Genomic DNA, 21,531 nt, shown 5'->3' with positions numbered 1-21,531 from the left:
ACCAGCTCCTTGTCAGATGCTCGTGAAGGCGACGGCGACGTCGTGTCCGCCGAACCCGAAGGAGTTGTTGATCGCGGCGATCTGGCCCTCGGGCAGCTTGCGCGGCGCACCGCGCACGATGTCCACCTCGATGCCGTCGTCGAGGTTGTCCACGTTGATGGTGCCGGGTGCGATCCGCTCGTGCAGCGCCAGGACGGTGAAGACGGACTCGATGCCGCCGGCGCCGCCGAGCAGGTGGCCGGTCATCGACTTGGTGCCGCTGACCAGCGGGTGGTCGCCGATGACCTCCCTGATCGCGATGGTCTCCACCACGTCACCCGCGGGGGTGGAGGTGGAGTGCGCGTTCACGTGCTTGATGTCCTGGCCGGTGAGGCCGGAGTTCTCCAGGACGCGGCGCATGGCCAGCATGACCCCGGCGCCGGTCGGTTCGGGCTGGGCGATGTGGTGGGCGTCGGCGGAGTAGCCGACACCCGCGGCCACCGCGTAGATCTTGGCGCCGCGAGCGAGGGCGTGCTCCTCGGACTCCAGCACGACGATGCCGGCGCCCTCGCCGAGGACGAAGCCGTCACGGTCCTTGTCCCACGGGCGGGAGGCCAGCTCGGGCGCGTCGTTGCGGGTGGACATCGCGCGCATGGCGGCGAAGGAGCCGATGTTCAGAGGATGGATGGCCGCCTCGGTGCCACCGGCCACGACCACGTCGGCGCGCCCGGAACGGATCATCTCGATGGCGTAGCCGATCGACTCGGCGCCGGTGGCGCAGGCGCTCACGGTGGCGTGCACGCCGGCGCGGGCGCCGACCTCGATGCCGATCCAGCCCGCCGCGCCGTTCGGCATCAGCATCGGGACGGTGTACGGCGAGAGCCGCTGCCAGCCCTTCTCCTTGAAGGTGTCGTAGGCGGCGAGGATCGTGGTGATGCCGCCGATGCCGCTGCCCACGACCACACCGAGGCGCTCCGGATCGACCTTGTCGATCGCGGCGTGCGCCCAGGCCTCGCGGGCCGCGACCAGCGCGAACTGCTCGGCCCGGTCAAGCCGCCGTGCCTCCGGCCGGGGCAGCACCTCGGTCGGGTCCACGGCGGCCACGGCGGCGAACTTCACCGGGACCGAGTCGACCCAGTCCTCGGTGAGGTTGCGGACCCCGGACTGACCGGCGAGAAGCGCCGACCAGGTCGAGGCGACGTCCCCACCGAGGGGCGTGGTCGCGCCGAGCCCGGTGACGACGACACGTACCTGGTCTGTACTCACGTTCTGCGCTCCTTGTGAATCGCGGGTCAAATCCGGGAAATCTTCAGACGTCTCAGTTCTGGATGAAGTTGATGACGTCCTTGACGGTCTTCAGGTGCTTGAGCTGCTCGTCCGGGATCTCGACGCCGAACTCGTCCTGGGCGGCGACGGCGATCTCGACCATGGACAGCGAGTCGATGTCGAGGTCGTCCACGAAGTTCTTCTCCGGGCTGACCTCGGAGGCCGGGATGCCGGTGATCTCGTTGATGATCTTGCCGATACCAGCGAGGATCTCCTGCTCGGTCAGAGCCATGTCGCTTGTTCTCCTTGGATTGGGTTTTTTCTTGTTCTGCACGGCCGGAGCCGTACAAGCTTTGTGTCGCGCGGCCGGAGCCGTACGGGTCTCAGGGGATCTCGATGACCTGACCGGCGTAGGTCAGGCCGGCGCCGAAGCCCAGCAGCAGGGCGAGGTCGCCCGACCGGACCTCGCCGCGCTCGATCATCCGGGACAGTGCCAGCGGGATCGAGGCCGCGGAGGTGTTGCCCGCCAGCACGATGTCCTTGGCGATGACGGCGTTGTCGGCGCCGAGCTTGCGTGCGATGGCCTCGATGATGCGCAGGTTGGCCTGGTGGGGGACGAAGGCCGCCAGGTCGGCGGGGTCCACTCCGGCACGCTCGCAGATCTCCTTGGCCACCGGGTGAAGCGCGGTGGTGGCCCAGCGGAACACGGTCTGGCCTTCCTGGTGCAGGAAGGAGTCGCGGTCCTTGATGATGATCGCGTCGGACTTGTCGCCGGCGCTGCCCCAGACCACCGGGCCGATGCGGGGGGTGTCGGACGGGCCGACGACCGCGGCGCCCGCGCCGTCCGCGAAGATCACCGCGGTGGCTCGGTCGGTCCAGTCGATCCACTGGGAGAGCTTCTCGGTGCCGATGACCAGCACGTTGGTGGCCGAGCCCGCGCGGACCGCGTCGTTGGCGACGGCCAGCGCGTAGCAGAAGCCGGAGCAGGCGGTGTTCACGTCGAACGCGCCGGGGGCGTCGATGCCGAGGCGGTTGGCCACCCGGCCTGCCGCGTTGGGGATCTGCGTCTCCAGCGTGCAGGTGGCGACGATCACCAGGTCGATGTCGGTGACCGCCAGCCCGCTCGCGGCGAGGGCCTTGCCGCCCGCCTGAACGGCCAGGTCGATCTCGGACTCGCCCTCGGGGGCGATCCGGCGCTCCTTGATGCCGACACGGCTCTGGATCCACTCGTCGTTGGTCTCCATGGTCGCCGACAGATCGGCGTTGGTGACCACCTTGGACGGCTGGTAGTGGCCGAAGGCCAGGATCTTCGCGCCAGGAGCGCCATTCATGATCTTCATCCGTCGCTCACCACTCCTCGTTAGCTGCGGAGGCCACTCGTGCCTCGTGGACCACCGCGCTCACCGCGCCGGCTTCACGCCGATCCACTGAGAACCCCGCGGGCCGCGTCCAGGTCGTCGGGGGTCTTCAGGGCGACGGTGGCCACCCCGCGCAGGGCGCGCTTGGCCAGGCCGGTGAGGGTGCCGCCGGGGACCAGCTCGATCATCGCGGTGACGCCCCGGTCGGCCATCGTGGCCATGCAGGAGTCCCAGCGGACCGGGTTGGCCACCTGGTTGATCAGGCGCTCCACGAACTCGGCGCCGCTGGTGACCGCCGCGCCGTCCGCGTTGGACAGCAGGGTGGTGGACGGGTCGCCGGGCGTGATGCCGGCGGCGGCCTTGCGCAGCTGGTCGACCGCGGGGGCCATGTGCACCGTGTGGAAGGCGCCGGCCACCGAGAGCGGGATCAGCCGGGCCCGCGCGGGCGGCTCGGCCCTGAAGGCCTCCAGCTGTGCCAGCGTGCCGCCGGCCACGATCTGCCCGGCGCCGTTGATGTTGGCCGGGGTGAGGCCGTGCCCGGCGATGGCCGCCAGCACCTCGTCCTCGGCGCCGCCGAGGACGGCGACCATGCCCGTCTCGGTGACCGCGGCGGCCTTGGCCATGGCCTGGCCGCGCTCGCGGACGAGGGTCAGGGCCTGCTCGGGGGTGAGGACTCCGGCGAGGACCGCGGCGGTCAGCTCTCCGACGCTGTGCCCGGCGACGATGGAGGGGGAGGCCCCGAGGACCTCCGCCACGGCCAGCCCGGCGGCCACGAGCAGTGGCTGGGCGACCGCGGTGTCACGGATCTCGTCCGCGCCGGCGGTGGTCCCGTAGGCGACCAGATCGAGGCCGACCAGGTCGGACCACGCGGACAGGCGGTCCGCCAGGCCCGGTATTTCGAGCCATGGGGCGAGGAAGCCTGGGGTCTGGGCGCCTTGGCCCGGAGCGACGATAACGAGCACGAAATCCAGCCTGCCCTGTAGGAGTCTGCTACCCGGATAAGGATACGAACGAACTTTATCCACACCTTTTTGTAGGAAGCCTACAGCGGGGGTTTCGTTGAGGTTACGTAAGGACCTCAGGTCCCGATTGTTTCGGACAGGCGGCCGAGGATGAGCCCCACCTGCAGGGTGAAGGCGGAGCGTCCCTCCGTGGGCTGGTATCCGGTCAGCTCGGTGATCTTACGAAGACGGTAGCGCACCGTGTTCGGATGCACGAAGAGCAGCCGGGCCGTGGCCTCCAGGGACGTGCCCTGTTCGAGGTAGGTCGCGAGCGTGTCGAGAAGCGGCGTGCCCACCAGCGGAAGGTAGACGTTCTCCACGAGCTGGCCCCTGGCGTCGGCGTCGCCGTCGATCGCCCGCTCGGCCAGCAGGTCCTCGGCGTGGACCGGCCGGGGCGCGTCCGGCCAGCCGCCGGCGGCCCGCAGGCCGGCGATCGCGGCCCGCGCCGAGCGCGCGGCCGCGTGCAGGTCGTTCACCTCGGGCCCGATCACGATCGGCCCCGGACCGAAGCGCGGCACCACGTGCCTGGCCGCGGCGCTGACACTGTCGGCGCCGCCCACGATCACGATCAGCCGGTCGCCCTGGACTCCCGCCAGCATGTCCAGCCCGGACCTGCGGCCCCGGTCGCGCAGCCCGTCGATCACCGCCTGAGGGTCGTCGTCAGGCGTCTGCCCGGCCAGCACGACGACGGGGGAGGAGATCCAGCCGAGCGCCGCGGCCCACGAGTGCAGGCCGTCGTCGACCTCGCCCCGGACCAGCGCGTCCACGATCAGCGCCTCCAGCCGCGCGTCCCAGGCGCCCCGCGCCTCGGCCTCCCGCGCGTAGACCTGGGCGGCGGCGAACGCGACGTCGCGGGTGTAGCGGAGCATCGCCTGCTGGAGCTGGTCCTCCCCGCCGGGCGCGGCCAGGTCCCCGGTCTGCGCCTCGACCACCTCGACCACGATCCGCACGATGTCCACGGTCTGCTGCAGCGAGATGGAGCGCTTGAGCTCGCGGGGGGCGGTGCCGAAGAACTCGATGCTGGGGGTCGGACGGCCCTCCCCGGCGTGCTGGAACCACTCCACGAACGCGGCGATCCCCGCCTGGGCCACCAGCCCGACCCAGGACCTGTCCTCGGCGGACAGGGCCCGGAACCACATCAGCCGGTCGTCCATCCTCGCCATGGCGGCCGTGCCCAGCGTGCCCATGGCCCGCTCCAGCCTGCGCGTGGTGTCCTCCCTGACCCGGTCGGGGTCGGGCTCCCTCCTGGCGGGCTCCTTCCTGCCGGAGTCTTTCCCGCCGGGCTCGACCACGACGTCGCTGTGTCTGCTGCCTCGCTCGTTCCGCTCCCTCACGTCACTAAGAGTGCCAGGTCGCATGAGATGCGCCAGCCGCTGCGCCGGACAGCGCGCGGGCTCCCGTTCTGTACGGTTCGCGCACGGCGGGGCGCCGGAAGTTCTGTACGGTTCGCGCACGGCGGGGCGCCGGGAGCCCTCCGCTCAGATGACGGCGACGGCGGTGATCAGGCCGATGACCAGGTGGGTGACCGCCAGCAGGCGGGCACCGGGCTGGAGGTCGGGCTCGCTGACCAGGTCGCGGACCGACATCCCGGCGATCTTGTCGAATGCGATCATCGCCACCGTCTGCACGGCGATGCCCACCAGGCCGAAGACCGCGGTCGCGAGCAGGCCCTCGTGCAGGGCTCCGCCCGAGGACCAGATGGAGGCCGCGACGATGAGCCCGACGGCGGCCAGGCCGGAGGCGGTGAGCAGGGTGGCGTTGGGGTTGCGGTCGGACTTGATCAGGTGGCTGAGCTTGCCGGGGATGGCCATGTCGATCACGTAGAAGCCGATGATCAGCAGGATCACGCCGAGCGCGGCGTAGGAGACGATGGCGAGCGCGCCGCGCCCGAGGGTCTCGGCCAGCGAGATCGTCTCGACGCTGATCGAGCTCGGGACGGGCAGGGGGGTGGGGCTCATGTGGTTCTCCAGGGTTCAGAGTTCGATGCGGTGCGGGACGAAGGACGACGTGTCGTCGGTGATGAACCCTGAGGTCTCACGGATGCCGACCCCGGCCGCCTCGTCGTGGATGATCCAGGCGCCGAGCACGGGACGCCAGCCGTCGAAGACGGGCAGCGGCTGGAACTCCTGGTAGACGTGACCTTCGGCGCCGTAGCCGCCGGGGGTCTCGACGCGGTCGCCAGGGGTGACGATCCGCATGTTCGCGCCCTCCCGGCCGAGCAGGGGCTTGGCGATGTGGGAAGGCATGTCGCGGGGGCCGTCGAGGTAGGCCGGCAGCAGGTTCGGGTGGCCGGGATACAGCTCCCAGAGCACCGCGAGCAGCGCCTTGTTGGACAGCAGCATCTTCCACAGCGGTTCGATCCAGGTCATCGAGACCTGCTGGCGCACCGCGCGGGCGCCGAACGGGTCGGCGACCGCCCACTCCCACGGGTACAGCTTGCACAGCGAGCGGATCACCCGGCGCTCCATGTCGACGAACCGCAGGTTGAGGCTGTCCCAGCCGATGTCCTCCATGGCTACGGCGATCGTCTTCAGCCCCGCCTGGTCGGCGGTCTCCTGGAGGTAGGCGAGGGTCATCGCCTCCTCGCCGGTCTCGTCCATGTTGGTCCAGGCGAAGTGCGCCGGGCCGGTGGGCAGCCCGGCCGCTATCTGCTGCCACCGGTCGATCAGCCGTTCGTGGATGGAGTTCCACTGGTCGTCGTCCGGGTAGCGGTCGCGCAGCCAGAACCACTGCACGACCGAGCTCTCCAGCAGGCTGGTCGGAGTGTCGGCGTTGTACTCCAGCAGCTTGGCGGGGCCGGTCCCGTCGTAGCGCAGGTCGAACCGGCCGAACAGGTGGGGGTCGCTCCGCTCCCAGGAGCGGGCGATCTCCGGGGCCACCCATTCGGGGATGGCGAAGTCGGCGTAGCGGCCGTGCGCGACGACGTGCTCCACCGCGTGCAGGCACATCCGGTGCAGCTCCTCGACCTGGTTCTCCAGGTCGAGGACCTCGTCCATGGAGAAGACGTACTGCACGCTCTCGTCCCAGTAGGGGCGGTCGAGGCCGTCGGGGTGGGCGGAACGGTGGTAGGCCAGGCCGTGGCCCTCGATGATGCTCTCCCAGCCGTCCCGGGGGAGCGAGGTTTCGCGTCTCATCTGTCCGGGCTCAGCTCCCGCTGCCCCAGCCGCTGCGGCCGCCGAAGCCGCCACGCTGGATCACGGTGCCGTTGCGGCTCGTGATCCTGACGTCCGAGGGGCGCACGGTGGTGCCCTGCGTGATCCGCGCTCCGGTCCGCACACCTCCGTAGTACCAGCTGTAGGCGCCGCGGGAGCCGTAGTAGTGGGTGTCGTCGTCGCAGTAGTCCTCGTCCACGACGGTGTAGGACCCGTCCGGCTCGAGGCTGTTGACGTCCACGCAGTCGGCGCCGACCTCTTCGTAGTCGTCGTCCTGGGCGGAGCAGTAGCCGATGAGGAGCAGGGAGACGACGCCGATCCCGGTCAGTGTGATGACCGTGGACGCCTTCACACCCGAGGACTTGGGGGCGGGCGTACGCGAAGGGGGCTGTCCTGCTGACAGTGGGTGGTTCGGTCCTGCAGCCATCGAACTCCAATGAGATGTGTCGCCACAGGCTATCGATGCTGTTTTGTCTGTTCAACTACGGTAAAGGGATCGGTGCTCACGGAGACTGTCGGTATCACCGCGTAACGTCACAAGTGTGAACCGTACCGATCGGCTTTACGCTCTGGTCGAGGAGCTCAGCGCGGTCTCGCCCCGGTTCCGGTCGGCGCGTGAGCTGGCCGCCGGGTTCGAGGTCAGCGTCCGCACGGTCGAGCGCGACGTCTCCGCGCTCCAGCAGGCGGGGGTGCCCGTCCACGCCGAGCCCGGCGGGCGCGGGAGCTACGCCCTCGGCAGGAGCGTGCCCCCGCCCCCGCTCACCTTCACCTCGGACGAGGCGGTGGCGGTCGCGGTGGCGCTCGAACGCGCGGGGGACCATCCCTTCGGCATCCACGCCCGCAGTGCCCTGCGCAAGCTGGCCGCCGCGATGTCGCCCGCCACGGACGCCGGGGCCGGGGAGCCGGTCTCCCGGGTGCACACGGCCGTCGAGCCGGAGCCGTACCCCCGTGCGTCGCGCGTGATCGAGCAGGCGCTGCTCCACCGCAGGGTGCTGCGGATCGAATACGAGGACCGGAAGGGCCGGATCACCAGGCGCGAGGTGGAGCCGGCGATCTTCGTGGGCGGCCGCGGCGGCCACTGGTATCTCGTGGGCATGTGCCGGCTCCGGCAGGACGCCCGGGTCTTCCGGCTCGACCGCATCGGCTGGGCGGAGGAGACGGAGGAGGTCTCACCCGAGCACCCGCCGGAGCGCTTCGCCTCGCAGATCCCCCACATGCTCGCGGGCAACCCCGACCTCGGCTGAGAGCACCGGTACGGGGCCGCCGGGGCGCGGGCGGCGACCGTACGGTGACCCGGATCGGCGGCCACCGGCCCGGCAGGGCTTCCGCCCGCCCGGCGGATCTTGCTCGTGAGGTCCGCGGTGGTCGGCCGGTGGGGCCCGGATGACGAGGAAAGATCCACGACGGTCAGCCGGCGCCGTCCCGGTCGATCGGGGCGGCGCCGGTGGCGGCGGCCCGGTCCTCGGCCGGGAGCCAGTGCCGGGCGGGCTCGTAGCGCAGCCATCCCTCCCGCCGGGCCGTCGCGGCGGCGGTGCGCAGCAGCCGGGGCAGGAGCGGGTGGCGGTTGTCGTGCCGCCAGACCAGCGACCACGGGTAGAGCGGGGTGGGGTCGACCAGCGGGATCAGCGCCGTGGCCGGGATATGGGCGGTCTGGACGTCGGCGTCGATCAGCCACACGCGATCGGGGTGTGCGTGGATCTGCGCCACCACCTGGTCGAGGGTGGCGACCGCCGGGCCGATGGCCAGGGGGATCCGGAAATGGTCGCCGAGCGCGCGCAGGTAGCCGTCCAGCTCGGTGGCGCCCGCGAGGGCGGGCGTCCAGATCCCCTGGGGACGCAGGTCGGCCGGGCGCAGCGTGGGCCGTGTCGCCAGCGGGTGGCGCTCCGACATCAACGCGTGGAGGGGTTCGAGCCGCAGGAGCCGGTGGGCCAGGTCGTCGGGCCAGGGATGGGGGAGACCGTGCACCCTCCCGAAGGCCACGTCGATCTCGGCGCGCTGCAGGGCCGACAGGGCGGTGCCCAGGCTGTGCCGGGTGCTCAGCTCCAGCGGCAGGTCACCCAGATCCGTGATCAGCCTGCGCAGCAGGGCGGAGGCGGCGATCGGGCGGAAGGTGTCGAGCCGCAGGGGTTGCCGGCCGAGCTGCGCCGCGGCCACTATCTCGTCGGCGACGGCCAGGGCCTGCCGCGAGAGGGGCAGCAGCCGCCGCCCGAGGTCGGTCAGCTCGACGACGTGATGGCCGCGCACGAACAGCGGTCCGCCCAGGGTGGCCTCCAGCCGCCGGATGCGGTGGGACAGGGCCTGCTGGGTGAGGAACAGCCGGCTCGCGGCCCGGCCGAAGTGCAGCTCCTCGGAGGTCGTGACGAAGGCCTGGAGCTGGCGGAGGTCGAGATCCACCCCAACAAGCTGCAGTGACAAGCGCTGCTTGTCAAGAAGGCGAGTTGTTGTTGGACGCCGCCGGGCGCAGGCGTTTGAGTGGATCACATGGATGAGGACGTCCGGTCCCGCGGGCCGGTTCAAGACTCGGCCGGTACGGCGGCCGCGGCGGATCCGCGCCGCTGGCGCGCGCTGGCGGTGCTGGCGCTGGTGCAGTTCATGTTCACCGTGGACAGCTCCATCGTGAACGTCGCGCTGCCGTCGGTGCAGCGGGAGCTGGGGGCGTCGACGGCGGACCTGGCCTGGGTGGTCAACGCCTATGTCGTGACCGCCGGCGGGCTGTTGCTGCTCGGCGGGCGGCTGGCCGACCTGTGGGGGCGGCGCCGCATGTTCCTCGTCGGCACGGCGGTGTTCGCGGTGGCGTCGCTGACCAGCGGCATCGCCGCGAGCACCGGGATGCTGGTGGCCAGCCGGTTCGGGCAGGGGCTCGGGGAGGCGCTGGCGGCGCCGGCCGCCCTGTCGATGATCGCGCTGATGTTCGCCGACAGCCGCGAGCGGGCCCGCGCCCTGGCGATCTGGGGAGGGCTGAGCGGGCTGGGCGCCACGGCCGGAGTGCTGCTGTCGGGGGCGCTGACCGAGCTGGCGGGCTGGCGCTGGGTCTTCTTCGTCAACCTGCCGGTCGCCGCGGTCGCGTTGCTGGTCACCCCCCGCCTGGTGGCGGCGCGGCCCGGTTCCGGCGGCCGGCGGGTGGACTGGGCGGGCGCGGTGCTCGTCACCGCCGGTCTGATCGCGCTCATCGCCGGTCTGCTCGCGGCCGGCCACAACGGGTGGACCGCCCCGGCCGTCCTTGTCCCGCTGGGCGCGGGGCTGGCCGCACTGGCCGGTTTTGTCGCCGTGGAGACGAGGACCGCCGAGCCGCTGGTGCCGCTGCGCTTCTTCGCCAGCCGCGTCCGCCTCTCGGCGAACCTGGCGACGATCATGCTGACCAGCGGGATGGCGGCGACCATGTTCCTGCTCACCCTCTACATGCAGAACGTGCTCGGCTACCAGCCGCTGGCCACGGGCCTGGCCTACCTGCCCTTCTGCGTGGCCTTCCTTGGCGGCCTGATGGCCTCGACCGCGCTGACCGCCAGGCTGGGCACCACGGGCACCATCTGCGCCGGTCTTCTCCTCAGCGCCGTCGGGATGGCCTATCTGGCGCTCCGCATGTCGGTCACCAGCGGTTACGCCGCCGACGTGCTGCCCGCCACGGTGATGATCGCCGCAGGGCTGGGGATCGCCTTCCCCACGCTGCAGAACGCCGCCCTGCACGGGGTGACCGACGACGACGCCGGGCTCGGCTCCGGGGTGCAGACGACCATGCAGCAGCTGGGCAGCGCCCTCGGCCTGGCCGTCTTCGCCGCGATCGCGATAGGCCGCACCGGAGCGGCACTGGCCTCCGGGGACTCCGCCCCGGCGGCCGCCGTCAGCGGCTACCAGTGGGCCTTCTCCGTCGCCGCCGGGGTGCTGGTCCTCACCGCCCTGCTGATGCCGGTGACCGTCCGCTCCGTGCGGGAGACCGGGGACGAGGCGCGCGCCGGCGGATGATCGTGATGTCCCGGCCGGTCGGCGTGGCCGCGGTCACGCCGACCGGCGAGCAGTGCGGTCACGGCCGGTCACGGTCAAGGCCCTGCCGTGTCTCACGGGCGCTTCCCGACCCCGGGCAGCTGTTCGCGGCAGGCCTCCATCGCCTCCCTGCTCTGCGACGTGCCCACTTTTATCCCATTTTCGCCAAATCGCACCTTTCCATGGGAAAAGTCGGGATCTTCCACTTCGGCGCCGTTCTCCCTCATGCACCGGGCGAAGCCGAGAATGGCGTCCTGAAACTCGCGGGTGGCGACCGTTCTCTTTCCCGGGCCGGTCGGGCTGTATTTCTCGCAGGCCCTGGACGCCCTCTCCAGATTCTTCTTGTTGATTTTCCCGCGGATTATGACGGCGTCGCCGCCCGGTTCCGGATCGGGCATGTCGACGCCGTTCTCCCGCATGCACCGGGCGAACTTCAAGCCGTCGGCCTGGGGTGACGTGGACGGGCTGGCCGACGGCGTCGCGCCCGTCACGGAGGCGGCCCCGTCGCTCCCGGCCTGTCCGCACGCCGTCAGCGCGGCCAGGGATGCGATCGCCACCGCCATGACTTTTCTCATTTCGATTTCCCTCCTGTTGTCACAGGTATAGCGGGAACCCTGTTAAAAACTCTTCAAACGAATCCGTTTGAACGGTCTTCATCTCCGTGCTCCGCCGGAAGCGGGCGATCTTCGCCGTTCGGGTGTGCAATGCTTGGGCAAAGCGTGTAAAGGGGTACATACGAGGGGTCGGCGATGCCGGAGATCAGACCGCTGCGGCCTGGGGATCCGCCGCAGCTGGGGAGCTACACGCTCAGGGGCAGGCTGGGGGAGGGCGGGCAGGGGGTCGTCTACCTCGGGGAGTCCGAGGACGGGGAGCGCGCCGCCATCAAGCTGCTGCACGTGCGCTTCACCGGCGAGGCCCAGGCGCGTTCCCGCTTCGCCCGCGAGCTCACGGCGGCCCGGCGGGTCGCGGCCTTCTGCACCGCCCGGGTGCTCGTCGCCGACCTCGACGGCGAGACGCCGTACATCGCGAGCGAGCTGATCGACGGGCCCTCGCTGCGCCAGGTCGTCGAGCGGGACGGGCCGCTGGGCGGGGAGGCGCTCGAACGCCTCGCCATCGGCACGGCCACCGCGCTGACCGCGATCCACCAAGCCGGGATCGCCCACCGTGACTTCAAGCCCGACAACGTGCTGCTCGCCGCGGACGGTCCCCGGGTCGTCGACTTCGGCATCGCGAAGATCATCGATGAGAGCGGGACGATCACCACCCGCGCGGTCGGGACCCCCGCCTACATGGCGCCCGAGCAGATCGCCGACGAGCACGTCGGCCTCCCCGCCGACGTGTTCGCCTGGGCCTCCACCATCGTCTTCAGCGCCACCGGAAAGGCTCCCTTCGGTGGCGACACGATCGTGGCGACGCTCAACCGGGTCATCAACCACGAAGCCGACCTGAGCGCTCTCCCCGGCGACCTGCGCGCGACCGTCGCCTCCTGCCTGAACAAGGACCAGAGGCTCCGTCCCACCTCCGACGAGGTGCTCAAACGCCTGCTCGGCCATCCGGTGGACGAGTCCGAGGCCTCCGAGGAGGTGCTGGCCGAGGGCGCCCAGGCCGCCACGGTCGACCTGACCCGGGTGGAGACGCGGCCCACGGCCCGGCGGCGGCGCCGGATGGCCGCCACCGCGGCCGCGACGGCGGCCCTCGGCCTGGCCGCGACCTTCGCCGTCCTCCAGTTCGGCCCCGCCTTCGGCGGGAACGCCACGGTCCTCCCGGGGCGGGGCACCCCGACCCCGGCCCCGGAGAGCACCGTCCGCTCGCCCCTGCTCGACCGGATCAAGGCCGGGGGCGTGCTGAGAGTGGGCTACCGCGACGGCTTCCCGGGGGTCTCACTGGGCGTCCCGCCCACCGGCTTCGAGGTCGAGGTGGCCGAGTACATCGCCAGGGCGCTGAAGGTGCCCGAGGGAAAGGTCAGGTTCGTGCCCGTGGGCTACGCCGACCGGGAGGCGGCGGTCGAGCGGGGCAAGGTGGACCTCGTGATCGCCAACCTCTCGATCGACAGCGCCGACCGCAGCCGGGTCGCCTTCGCCGGGCCCTACTACGTGGCCCATCGCGACGTGCTGGTCCGGGCCGGCATGAAGATCTCCGAAGTGGGGCACCTGCGCGGCAAGAAGCTCTGCCTGGCGGCCGGCCAGAGCACCGGCTCCATGATCAGCGACATGGGCGTCACCTTCGTCGCCGTCCACGACAACGACACCTCCAGGTGCGCGAACCGGGTGGCCGACGGCAGGGCCGACGCCCTGCCCGGTGACGACGTGCTGATCGCCGGGTTCGGCGCCCGCCTGCGCGGGCCGGGACTCAAGATCGCCGGAATCCGGCTCACCACCGAGCGGTACGGCGTGGCCCTGCGATCCGGCGATCCCCGGGCCTGCCAGGCGATCAACGGGGCGATCCGGGCCATGTACGCCGACGGGACCATGCAGGCACTGCTCGAACGCAACTTCGGCAGGGTCGGGTTCCGTTTCGAGACCGGCCTGCCCCGGCTGGAGGACTGCCGGTAGCCGGCACGACCCCGCGGCGGGCCGCCGTACCGCCGGCGGCGGGCGGTCCGCCGCCGGTGGTACGGCGGGAGCGCTGTCCCCCGCCGCTCAGGACACCCATGACGCGGGGCAGGCCGTGGCGGGGCCCTCATCGACGCGGGGCAGGCCGTGGCGGGGCCCTCATCGACGCGGGGCAGGCCGGGCCGGGACCGCCGCGCTGGGCGCTCAGGACATGGGGCAGGCCGGGTCAGGACGCGGGCGGGGCAGTCAGGACATGGGGCAGGCCGGGTCAGGACGCGGGCGGGGCAGTCAGGACGCGGGGCAGGTCGTGTCCTTCGCGGGAGTCCTCCCGTCGAGCAGGTAGCCGTCGACGACCTTCTTCACGCACGTGTCGCCGGACAGGTACGCGCCGTGGCCCTCGCCCTTGTAGGTGACCAGCACGCCGCTTCCGAGCTCCGCGGTCAGCCTCGGTGCCCACTCGTACGGCGTGGCGGGGTCGCCGGTGCCGCCGACCACCACGATGGGCGCCGAACCGGTGGCGTTCACCTTCCTGGCCTCGTCACTGCCCGGGACCGGCCACACCCGGCAGATGGTCCCCAGCCCCGCGCTGCCGAACAGCGGCGAGATCTTCAGCGCCGCCTTCTCGATCTTGGCCAGCTCCTGCGGGGTGGGCCGTTCGGCGGTGTCCGCGCAACTGATGGCCGGGAAGCTGCTCATGAGGGTCGTGTAGGACCCGTCGGGCTTGCGGCCGTTGTAGTTGTCGGCCAGGGCCAGCAGGATCCGGCCGTCGCCCGTGAACCCCTGGCTCAGGGCCTGCTCCAGCAGCGGCCAGCTCAGCTTGGAGTACAGCGCGGCGGCGATGCCGGTGCCGGCCAGTCCCTGGGTGAGCTTGCGGTCGCCGACCGGCAGCGGCTTCTCCTTCAGGTCGGCCAGGAAGTTGTCGACGCTCTTGTTCGCGATGGTCACGTCGGCGCCGACCGCGCACTCGCCGGGCCCCTTGACGCAGTCCTTCAGGAAGGACTCGTAGGCGTGCTGGAACCCGGACGTCTGGACCAGCGTGCGCCGCGCCAGGGTGACGCTGGGGTCGAGCGGGGCGTCCAGCACGAAACGTCCCACGTTCTCGGTGAACTCGGTGGCGTAGACCGCGCCGAGCTGCGTGCCGTACGAGATGCCGAAGTAGTTGAGCCGGTTGTCGCCCAGGGCCCCGCGGAGCCGGTCCATGTCGCGGGCGGCGTTCACCGTGCCGACGTAGGGCAGGACCTTGCCGGAGGTCTGCTGGCAGGCGTTGGCGAACTCCTTGATGACCCTGTCCATCTCGGCCTGCTCCGCCGGGCTGGTGGCCACGCTGTTCATCGAGGTGAACCTGTCCATGATCCGGCTGTCGCCGCACCGGACGCCGTCGCTGCGCTCCACCCCTCGCGGGTCGAAGCTGACCAGGTCGTAGCGGGTGCGCAGGGTGCCGAACACCTTGACGGCCTGGGCCAGGGTGTCGACACCGGACCCGCCGGGGCCTCCGAAGTTGAAGACCAGGGAGCCGATCCGCTCACCGGGACCGGTGGCCTTGGCCCGGATCACCGCCATGTCCACGGTCTCGCCGGCGGGCTTGGCGTAGTCGAGGGGGACCTTGAGCGTCCCGCACTGCAGGTTGGGATCGGGCTTGGCCGGGGCCTGGCCGTCGGGACGCGCGATGTCGGTGCACGGACCCCAGGCGATCGTGCCCGACGGCTGCACCGAGCCCTGTGCCGAGCTCTGGACGGACCCCGGCGTGGAGGGACCGCCGGCGGCACCGTACCCGTTGGGCGAGGTGCCGCCGCCGCAGGCGGCCAGCGCAGTGGACAGGACCGCCGTCACGGTGGCGGCCGTCAGGATTCTTCGCACGGAGTGCTCCCCTCGTAGCGTTCGCCGGGGGGAGCGATTCAACACTAACCGGACGGGGCCTTCCAAAGAAGGACCCGCCCGGCATAGATCACAGACCCATGGACTGCGTGTCGTTGCTCTCGGCGCCACCCGCCTCGGTGACACCGTTCTTCAGGTGGTACCTGGCGATCGCGTCGTTCAGCACCGCCGAGTCGAGCTCGCCCCGCCTGACGAGCTGGGTGAGCACGGCGAGCGTGATCGAGGCCGCGTCCACGTGGAAGTGGCGGCGCAGCGCCGACCGGGTGTCCGACAGGCCGAAGCCGTCGGTGCCGAGCGAGGTCCAGTCACCCGGGACCCACTGGGCGATCTGGTCCTGCACCGCGCGCATGTAGTCGCTGACGCCCACGAACGGCCCCTGGGCCGCCGACAGCGCCTGGGTCACGTACGGCACGCGCTGCTCGGAGTCGGGGTTGAGCAGGTTGTGCTCCTCGGCGGCCAGCGCCTCGCGGCGCAGCTCCGCCCAGGAGGTGGCCGACCAGACCTCGGCCGCCACGCCCCACTCCTCGGCCAGCATCCGCTGGGCCTCCATGGCCCACGGGCCGGCCACGCCGGACACCAGGATGTTGGCCTTCGGACCCTGTACGGCCGGCGCCGGGGCGAACCGGTAGAGGCCCTTGAGCAGGCCCTCCAGGTCCAGGTCGGCGGGCTCGGCCGGCTGCGGGTAGGGCTCGTTGTAGACGGTCAGGTAGTAGAAGACGTTCTCCGGCTGCTCGCCGTACATCCTCCGCAGGCCGTCCTTGACGATGTGGGCCACCTCGAAGCCCCACGACGGGTCGTAGGACACCGCCGCCGGGTTCGTCGAGGCGATCAGCGGGGTGTGACCGTCCTCGTGCTGCAGGCCCTCGCCGTTCAGCGTGGTGCGTCCGGCGGTGGCGCCGAGCAGGAAGCCCCGGCCCATCTGGTCGGCGAGCTGCCACATCTGGTCGGCGGTGCGCTGCCAGCCGAACATCGAGTAGAAGATGTAGATCGGGATCATGTGCTCGCCGTGCGTGGCGTAGGCCGAGCCCACGGCGATCGTCGAGGCCATCGAGCCCGACTCGCTGATGCCCTCGTGCAGGATCTGACCCTCGGTCGACTCCTTGTAGGACAGCAGCAGCTCGCGGTCCACGGCGTCGTAGGTCTGGCCGTGCGGCGAGTAGATCTTGGCGGTCGGGAAGATCGCGTCGAGACCGAAGGTGCGCGCCTCGTCCGGGATGATCGGCACGAATCGGTGGCCGATCTCCTTGTCGCGCATGAGGTCCTTCAGCAGCCGGACGAACGCCATGGTGGTGGCGACGTTCTGCTTGCCGGAGCCCTTCTTGAGCTGCGCGTAGGCGGCGTCGCCCGGAAGCTTGACGGGCTTGGCGCGCATCACGCGCTTGGGCAGGAAGCCGCCCAGGGCCGCGCGGCGCTCCTTCATGTATTCGATCTCGGGGTCGTTCTCGCCCGGGTGGAAGTAGGGCGGCAGGTCGCCTTCGAGCGCGGAGTCCGGGATCGGCAGGTAGAGCCGGTCGCGGAACTCCTTCAGGTCGGCCTTGGACATCTTCTTCATCTGGTGCGTCGCGTTGCGCGCCTCGAAGTCCTTGCCCAGCGTCCAGCCCTTGATGGTCTGGGCGAGGATGACCGTCGGCTGGCCGACGTGCTCACGGGCCGCCTTGTAGGCCGCGTAGACCTTGCGGTAGTCGTGGCCGCCGCGCGACAGCTTGCGGATGTCCTCGTCCGACAGGTGCTCGACCATCTTGCGCAGCCGGGGGTCGCCGCCGAAGAAGTTCTCGCGGATGTATTCGCCGCTCTCGACGGAGTAGGTCTGGAACTGGCCGTCGGGGACGGTGTTCATCTTGTTGACCAGCACGCCGTCGACGTCGGCCGCCAGCAGCGGGTCCCAGTCGCGGCCCCAGACGACCTTGATGACGTTCCAGCCGGCGCCCCGGAAGTAGGACTCCAGCTCCTGGATGATCTTGCCGTTGCCGCGCACCGGGCCGTCGAGACGCTGCAGGTTGCAGTTGATGACGAAGGTGAGGTTGTCGAGCTCCTCGCGGGCGGCCAGGCCGATCGCGCCGAGCGACTCCGGCTCGTCCATCTCGCCGTCGCCGAGGTAGCACCAGACATGGCTGCGGCTGGTGTCCTTGATCTTCCGGTTCAGCAGGTAGCGGTTGAACCGGGCCTGGTAGATCGCGCCGATCGGGCCGAGGCCCATGGAGACTGTGGGGAACTCCCAGAAGTCCGGCATCAGGCGCGGGTGCGGGTAGGAGGGCAGGCCCTTGAAGCCGTGCGACAGCTCCTGCCGGAAGGCGTCGAGCTGGGCCTCGTTCAGGCGGCCCTCCAGGAACGCCCGGGCGTAGATGCCCGGCGCGGCGTGGCCCTGGATGAAGACCTGGTCACCGGACTCGCCGTGGTCCTTGCCGCGGAAGAAGTGGTTGAAACCCACCTCGTAGAGCGACGCGGCCGAGGCGTAGGTCGCGATGTGGCCGCCGACGTTGGTGCGGGCGTTGGCCCGGGTCACCATGACGGCCGCGTTCCACCGGATGTAGGCACGGATCCGGCGCTCGACGTACTCGTCGCCAGGGAACCAGGGCTCTCGCTCCGGGGGGATGGTATTGATGTAGTCGGTGCTGCGCAGGCCGGGGACCCCGACCTGGTTCTCGCGGGCCCGCTCCAACAGGCGAAGCATCAAATAACGGGCCCGAGTGCGACCTTCCGTCTTGATGACGTTGTCGAGCGACTCGAGCCACTCCTGGGTCTCGCTGGGGTCGACATCAGGGAGCTGACTGGGTAGGCCGTCGCTGATGACCGAGAAACGCTGGCGTCCGGAAGCCACTGGGTCTCGCCTTCCGAGGATGGACTTTTGTCTGGTGTAGGTCGTCTTCCATCCTGGTCTCTTACCCCGGAAAGTGCATCTCTACTGACCGGTAACCAGGAGGTCCCTGCTGGCAGGGGCCTGTAAGTGGCCTAGACCACCGATGGTAGGACGAATAGCCACCAAAGGTTACATCCATGTCCCTTCTTTCTGGAGGGCTGGGCCATGCGAATCCGGAAACCCGTCATGGCGGCCGTGCCGGATGGGGCGGCCGGGGTCCGCGGGACTCCGGATGCCGGGCCGCCGCGGCGCGGGAGGCGCGGTGGCGGCCGGGAAGGCGCGCGCCGGGTCTACCAATCCGGTAAAGAAAGATCCTTGATCCGGCCGGTATCGAGGGCGCACCCCCTTGTATGGTGCGGTTCGGCGGCAGATATGCGCATCCGGTGCCACCCTTACCGCGCGCTGTCGTCGTCCCAGCTCAGGATGGATCGTAGGATCGGGTATGTGAGATCTCAGACAATCGAGGTGGTAACGGGCTCCCGGGAGCGGGTGCACAACATCACCGCCGAGTGCGAGAGCTTCGTCCGGTCGTGTGGGGGAGATGGTCTGCTGAACGTCTTCGTGCCGCACGCGACCGCGGGGATCGCGCTGATCGAGCTCGGCTCGGGCAGTGACGACGACCTGATCGCGGCCTTGAAGGACCTGCTTCCGGCCGACGACAGATGGAGGCATGCGCACGGATCCAGAGGGCATGGACGGTCGCATGTCATGCCGGCTCTCATTCCTCCGTACGCCACCGTCCCGGTTCTGTCCGGGCGGCTCGCACTGGGCACCTGGCAGTCCATTGCCGTTGTGGATCTCAACGTCGACAATCGGGAACGCCAGGTCCGTTTGTCATTTTTGTCGGACTAATTCATACGTAGCCCAGTCGTTGCCGTGGCGACCGTTGACGACCGAGGGTCACAGCGTGTGGACTGTGCCGAAGCACTTTGAGCACCGTGTAATCGCGGGGCCATTCAAGCAGGAGGGACAAACGTGAGCGCGACCGCGGGTCAGGCGCAGGGCGAACGCAGCCTGGCCGAACGACTCGGTCTCAAGCCGGGTCAGGTGGTGCAGGAGATCGGATGGGACGAGGACGCCGATGACGATCTGCGCGACTCCATCGAGGAACTGACCGGCAACGAACTGGTCGATGAGGACTTCGAGGACGTCGTCGACATCGTGCTGCTGTGGTGGCGCGACGGAGACGGTGATCTGTTCGATGCCCTGAGCAGCGTGCTGACCAACCTGAGCGAGGGGGGCCAGATCTGGCTGCTCACCCCCAAGGCGGGGCGGGACGGGCACGTGGAGCCAAGCGACATCGGGGAAGACGCCACGACGGCGGGTCTCTCGCAGACCAGCAGCATCAGCGCTGCCCCCGACTGGTCGGGGACGAGGCTGGCCACGCCTAAGGCGCGCCGCTAAGGGGACCTGCCCTGCCGTACGGCTCGCGCGAGCCGTACGGCAGGATGATGGCGCGCCCATCATCCGTTGAAAGGACCTCTGATATGGCAGTCGAGGTAGGCTCTCCGGCTCCGGACTTCGAGCTGAAGGATCAGCACGGCACTCCGGTCAAGCTTTCGGACTACCGGGGCAGGAAGGTCGTGTTGATCTTCTACCCCCTCGCGTTCAGCGGCGTCTGTCACGGTGAGCTCTGCGCCATCCGCGACGAGTTCATCGCCACCGCGCCCGAGGACGTCCAGGTGGTGACCGTATCGGTCGACTCGGTGTTCACCCACCGGGCCTGGGCGGACCGGGAGGGCTACACCTTCCCGTTGCTCTCCGACTTCTGGCCGCACGGACAGGTCGCCCAGGCGTACGGTGTGTTCGATGAGGAGAAGGGGCTCGCCACCCGAGGCACCTTCATCATCGACGGCGAGGGCGTGGTCCGCTGGAGCGTCGTGAACCCGATCCCGGAGGCGCGCGACGTCGCCGAGTACCGCAAGGCACTCGCCGAACTTTCCTGAGTGGTGATCCGGCGGATGCTCACGGGGCGTCCGCCGGTCCCGACCTTCCGGAGGCGATCATGCCCTGCTTCTCCTGCGGGGCCAGGCAGAGCGACCCGATCCGTGGTGCCAGCCCGTGGAAGCGCGGGGTGCGCCAGGAGGCGCAGGTGCTCATCTGCCCGGACTGCCAGCGCGCGCACGATCTCGATCTCGACACGTGCTCCACGTGCGGTTCCGTCGCGCTCATCTGCCGGCTCGGCGAGGTGGAGTGCCGTTCCTGCGGCGCCGTGCGACCGGCGCGGGCCGGCGGGCAGGCCGCGGTCTCCTGCGCGCCCGGCCTGGCCGACGAGGTCGAGGCCGCCCTGAACCGCGTTCTCGGCCGCGTCCATTGATGCTCATATATCGGCTTTAAGAGCATTTACGAGCATGTGGGGTGATCTGCCGATATCTCCATGCGCTAAGGTCGGGCTCGGCCCCGCCCCTTCGACCTGCTGGATGCGTGCATGAGCTCCTTCGTTGTGGCCCTTGACGTCGGCGGCACGTCCATGAAGGGCGGTCTCGTCACCCGCTCGGGCGAGATCCTCCGCACCGACCGCCGGGCGACCCCGCGCGACGAAGGACCCGCCGCCGTCGTCGCGACGATCCGGTCCTTCATCGACGACCTCGCCGTCGCCGGCGGCGGCACCCCCGAGGGAGTCGGTCTGGCCGTACCGGGTCTGGTCACCGCCGACGCGGCGCTCTACTCCGCCAACATCGGCTGGCGCGACGTCCCCGCGGCCGACTTCGTCCCGCTCGACGTGCCCGTCATGCTCGGCCACGACGTGCGCACCGGCGGCCTCGCCGAGAGCGTGCTCGGTGCCGGCCGTGAGGTCTCCGACTTCCTCTTCCTGCCCATCGGCACGGGCATCGCCGGCGCCGTGATCGTCGACGGCGAGCCGTACGGCGGGGCCGCCGGATGGGGAGGTGAGATCGGTCACATCCCGGTCTTCCCCGAGGGGGAGACGTGCGCCTGCGGCCAGATCGGCTGCCTGGAGACCTACGCCTCGGCCTCCGCCGTCAGCCGCCGCTACTCCGCCCGGGCCGCCTCGCCCGCCACGGCCGAACAGGTCGCCGCGCTGACCGTCTCAGGTGACCCTGTGGCCGCGGAGGTGTGGGACGACGCGGTCGAGGCCCTGTCCCTCGCCCTGGCCACCTATACGCTGCTCCTGGACCCCTCCGCGATCGTCCTGGGCGGTGGCCTGGCCGAAGCCGGCCCCCTCCTGGCCGACCCGCTGGCCGACCGCCTCCGCAAGCGCCTGACATTCCGCGCCGCCCCGCCGCTCCGGCCGGCCGCCCTGGGCGTCAACGCGGGCATGCTCGGCGCGGCCCTCCTCGGCTGGCGCGCGGCCGGAGTCCCCGACGCCGGCACCACGTGGTCATTGGATGTGCTGAAGTCCCCCCGGGTGGCGTAAGGTGTTATCCCGTCTGTCGGACGGGATTCCCGGGGCGCTTAGCTCAGCGGTAGAGCGCTCGCCTTACAAGCGAGATGTCACTGGTTCGAACCCAGTAGTGCCCACCAGCCAGAACGCCCCGTTCCTGATCTTCGGAA

20 protein-coding genes and 1 tRNA gene are annotated in these 21,531 nt (G+C 70.4%); 9 read left to right on the top strand and 12 right to left on the bottom strand.

Annotated elements, in window-relative coordinates:
• Positions 1–12: 12 nt before the first annotated feature.
• The 8 genes from fabF to SROS_RS33990 all read right to left on the bottom strand — a co-directional run bounded on the left by fabF (position 13) and on the right by SROS_RS33990 (position 7,108).
• Positions 13–1,245 carry a beta-ketoacyl-ACP synthase II gene (fabF, locus tag SROS_RS34025; protein WP_012893486.1) on the bottom strand — a complete coding sequence of 411 codons (1,233 nt, stop codon included), beginning with the start codon at positions 1,243–1,245 and terminating at the stop codon, positions 13–15.
• Between the two features lie 52 nt (positions 1,246–1,297).
• Positions 1,298–1,537 carry an acyl carrier protein gene (locus SROS_RS34020; RefSeq protein ID WP_012893485.1) on the bottom strand — a complete coding sequence of 80 codons (240 nt, stop codon included), beginning with the start codon at positions 1,535–1,537 and terminating at the stop codon, positions 1,298–1,300.
• Between the two features lie 91 nt (positions 1,538–1,628).
• Positions 1,629–2,585, bottom strand: coding sequence for a beta-ketoacyl-ACP synthase III (locus SROS_RS34015; protein WP_012893484.1), 957 nt, complete (start codon positions 2,583–2,585; stop codon positions 1,629–1,631).
• Between the two features lie 74 nt (positions 2,586–2,659).
• A complete protein-coding gene (locus SROS_RS34010) occupies positions 2,660–3,565 on the bottom strand; it encodes an ACP S-malonyltransferase (protein WP_012893483.1) in 906 nt (301 codons plus the stop codon).
• Between the two features lie 116 nt (positions 3,566–3,681).
• Positions 3,682–4,791: a PucR family transcriptional regulator gene (locus SROS_RS34005; protein ID WP_052317218.1), complete on the bottom strand. Its 1,110-nt coding sequence runs from the start codon at positions 4,789–4,791 to the stop codon at positions 3,682–3,684.
• Positions 4,792–5,082: 291 nt separating this feature from the next.
• A complete protein-coding gene (locus tag SROS_RS34000) occupies positions 5,083–5,562 on the bottom strand; it encodes a DUF350 domain-containing protein (protein ID WP_012893481.1) in 480 nt (159 codons plus the stop codon).
• Between the two features lie 15 nt (positions 5,563–5,577).
• On the bottom strand, positions 5,578–6,738 hold the full coding sequence (locus tag SROS_RS33995) for a glutathionylspermidine synthase family protein (protein WP_012893480.1): 1,161 nt from the start codon (positions 6,736–6,738) through the stop codon (positions 5,578–5,580).
• A gap of 10 nt (positions 6,739–6,748) precedes the next feature.
• A complete protein-coding gene (locus SROS_RS33990) occupies positions 6,749–7,108 on the bottom strand; it encodes a hypothetical protein (protein ID WP_052317098.1) in 360 nt (119 codons plus the stop codon).
• Between the two features lie 190 nt (positions 7,109–7,298).
• On the opposite strand from SROS_RS33990, the gene SROS_RS33985 reads away from it, so the two are divergent.
• Positions 7,299–8,000, top strand: a complete 702-nt coding sequence (locus tag SROS_RS33985) for a helix-turn-helix transcriptional regulator (protein ID WP_012893478.1) — start codon at positions 7,299–7,301, stop codon at positions 7,998–8,000.
• A 163-nt stretch (positions 8,001–8,163) separates the two neighbouring features.
• On the opposite strand, the gene SROS_RS50185 is transcribed toward SROS_RS33985, so the two are convergent.
• Positions 8,164–9,150, bottom strand: a complete 987-nt coding sequence (locus SROS_RS50185; protein WP_012893477.1) for a LysR family transcriptional regulator — start codon at positions 9,148–9,150, stop codon at positions 8,164–8,166.
• Between the two features lie 87 nt (positions 9,151–9,237).
• Between SROS_RS50185 and SROS_RS33975 the strand changes: the two genes are divergently transcribed.
• A complete protein-coding gene (locus tag SROS_RS33975; protein WP_012893476.1) occupies positions 9,238–10,716 on the top strand; it encodes an MFS transporter in 1,479 nt (492 codons plus the stop codon).
• A gap of 92 nt (positions 10,717–10,808) precedes the next feature.
• Here the strand turns inward: SROS_RS33975 and SROS_RS50180 are convergent, their stop codons facing one another.
• A complete protein-coding gene (locus tag SROS_RS50180; protein WP_012893475.1) occupies positions 10,809–11,309 on the bottom strand; it encodes a hypothetical protein in 501 nt (166 codons plus the stop codon).
• Between the two features lie 174 nt (positions 11,310–11,483).
• On the opposite strand from SROS_RS50180, the gene SROS_RS46400 reads away from it, so the two are divergent.
• A complete protein-coding gene (locus SROS_RS46400) occupies positions 11,484–13,286 on the top strand; it encodes a bifunctional serine/threonine-protein kinase/glutamate ABC transporter substrate-binding protein (protein ID WP_012893474.1) in 1,803 nt (600 codons plus the stop codon).
• A gap of 288 nt (positions 13,287–13,574) precedes the next feature.
• Here the strand turns inward: SROS_RS46400 and SROS_RS33960 are convergent, their stop codons facing one another.
• Entirely contained in the window at positions 13,575–15,143 is a 1,569-nt protein-coding gene (locus SROS_RS33960) for an alpha/beta hydrolase (protein WP_012893473.1), read from the bottom strand.
• 88 nt (positions 15,144–15,231) lie between these two features.
• Complete coding sequence (gene aceE / locus SROS_RS33955; protein WP_012893472.1) at positions 15,232–17,979, bottom strand: pyruvate dehydrogenase (acetyl-transferring), homodimeric type; 2,748 nt, start codon at positions 17,977–17,979, stop codon at positions 15,232–15,234.
• Positions 17,980–18,462: 483 nt separating this feature from the next.
• Between aceE and SROS_RS33950 the strand changes: the two genes are divergently transcribed.
• The 6 genes from SROS_RS33950 (at position 18,463) to SROS_RS33925 (ending at position 21,501) form a co-directional block, all read left to right on the top strand.
• A complete protein-coding gene (locus SROS_RS33950; RefSeq protein WP_012893471.1) occupies positions 18,463–18,870 on the top strand; it encodes a secondary thiamine-phosphate synthase enzyme YjbQ in 408 nt (135 codons plus the stop codon).
• A gap of 123 nt (positions 18,871–18,993) precedes the next feature.
• Complete coding sequence (locus SROS_RS33945; RefSeq protein WP_012893470.1) at positions 18,994–19,422, top strand: DUF3052 domain-containing protein; 429 nt, start codon at positions 18,994–18,996, stop codon at positions 19,420–19,422.
• An 83-nt stretch (positions 19,423–19,505) separates the two neighbouring features.
• Positions 19,506–19,964 carry a peroxiredoxin gene (locus SROS_RS33940; RefSeq protein WP_012893469.1) on the top strand — a complete coding sequence of 153 codons (459 nt, stop codon included), beginning with the start codon at positions 19,506–19,508 and terminating at the stop codon, positions 19,962–19,964.
• A gap of 59 nt (positions 19,965–20,023) precedes the next feature.
• Positions 20,024–20,335 (top strand): hypothetical protein, encoded by a 312-nt coding sequence (locus tag SROS_RS33935; protein WP_012893468.1) that lies wholly within the window; start codon positions 20,024–20,026, stop codon positions 20,333–20,335.
• Positions 20,336–20,446: 111 nt separating this feature from the next.
• On the top strand, positions 20,447–21,394 hold the full coding sequence (locus SROS_RS33930; RefSeq protein ID WP_012893467.1) for an ROK family protein: 948 nt from the start codon (positions 20,447–20,449) through the stop codon (positions 21,392–21,394).
• Positions 21,395–21,426: 32 nt separating this feature from the next.
• Positions 21,427–21,501 (top strand) — tRNA-Val (locus tag SROS_RS33925).
• Positions 21,502–21,531: the final 30 nt, after the last annotated feature.

Origin of the sequence: Streptosporangium roseum DSM 43021 (assembly GCF_000024865.1) — a bacterium.
Taxonomy (GTDB): domain Bacteria; phylum Actinomycetota; class Actinomycetes; order Streptosporangiales; family Streptosporangiaceae; genus Streptosporangium; species Streptosporangium roseum.
Note: the sequence above shows the minus strand (reverse complement) of the source record. Positions and strands in the feature narration are given on the sequence as shown.

Excerpts from the sequence above, each read along its gene's own strand:
- SROS_RS34020 (WP_012893485.1), bottom strand. The coding sequence starts at position 1,537 with ATGGCTCTGACCGAGCAGGAGATCCTCGCTGGTATCGGCAAGATCATC.
- SROS_RS34015 (WP_012893484.1), bottom strand. The coding sequence starts at position 2,585 with ATGAAGATCATGAATGGCGCTCCTGGCGCGAAGATCCTGGCCTTCGGC.
- SROS_RS34005 (WP_052317218.1), bottom strand. The coding sequence starts at position 4,791 with ATGGGCACGCTGGGCACGGCCGCCATGGCGAGGATGGACGACCGGCTG.
- SROS_RS34000 (WP_012893481.1), bottom strand. The coding sequence starts at position 5,562 with ATGAGCCCCACCCCCCTGCCCGTCCCGAGCTCGATCAGCGTCGAGACG.
- SROS_RS33995 (WP_012893480.1), bottom strand. The coding sequence starts at position 6,738 with ATGAGACGCGAAACCTCGCTCCCCCGGGACGGCTGGGAGAGCATCATC.
- SROS_RS33975 (WP_012893476.1), top strand. The coding sequence starts at position 9,238 with ATGGATGAGGACGTCCGGTCCCGCGGGCCGGTTCAAGACTCGGCCGGT.
- SROS_RS50180 (WP_012893475.1), bottom strand. The coding sequence starts at position 11,309 with ATGAGAAAAGTCATGGCGGTGGCGATCGCATCCCTGGCCGCGCTGACG.
- SROS_RS46400 (WP_012893474.1), top strand. The coding sequence starts at position 11,484 with ATGCCGGAGATCAGACCGCTGCGGCCTGGGGATCCGCCGCAGCTGGGG.
- SROS_RS33940 (WP_012893469.1), top strand. The coding sequence starts at position 19,506 with ATGGCAGTCGAGGTAGGCTCTCCGGCTCCGGACTTCGAGCTGAAGGAT.
- SROS_RS33935 (WP_012893468.1), top strand. The coding sequence starts at position 20,024 with ATGCCCTGCTTCTCCTGCGGGGCCAGGCAGAGCGACCCGATCCGTGGT.
- SROS_RS33930 (WP_012893467.1), top strand. The coding sequence starts at position 20,447 with ATGAGCTCCTTCGTTGTGGCCCTTGACGTCGGCGGCACGTCCATGAAG.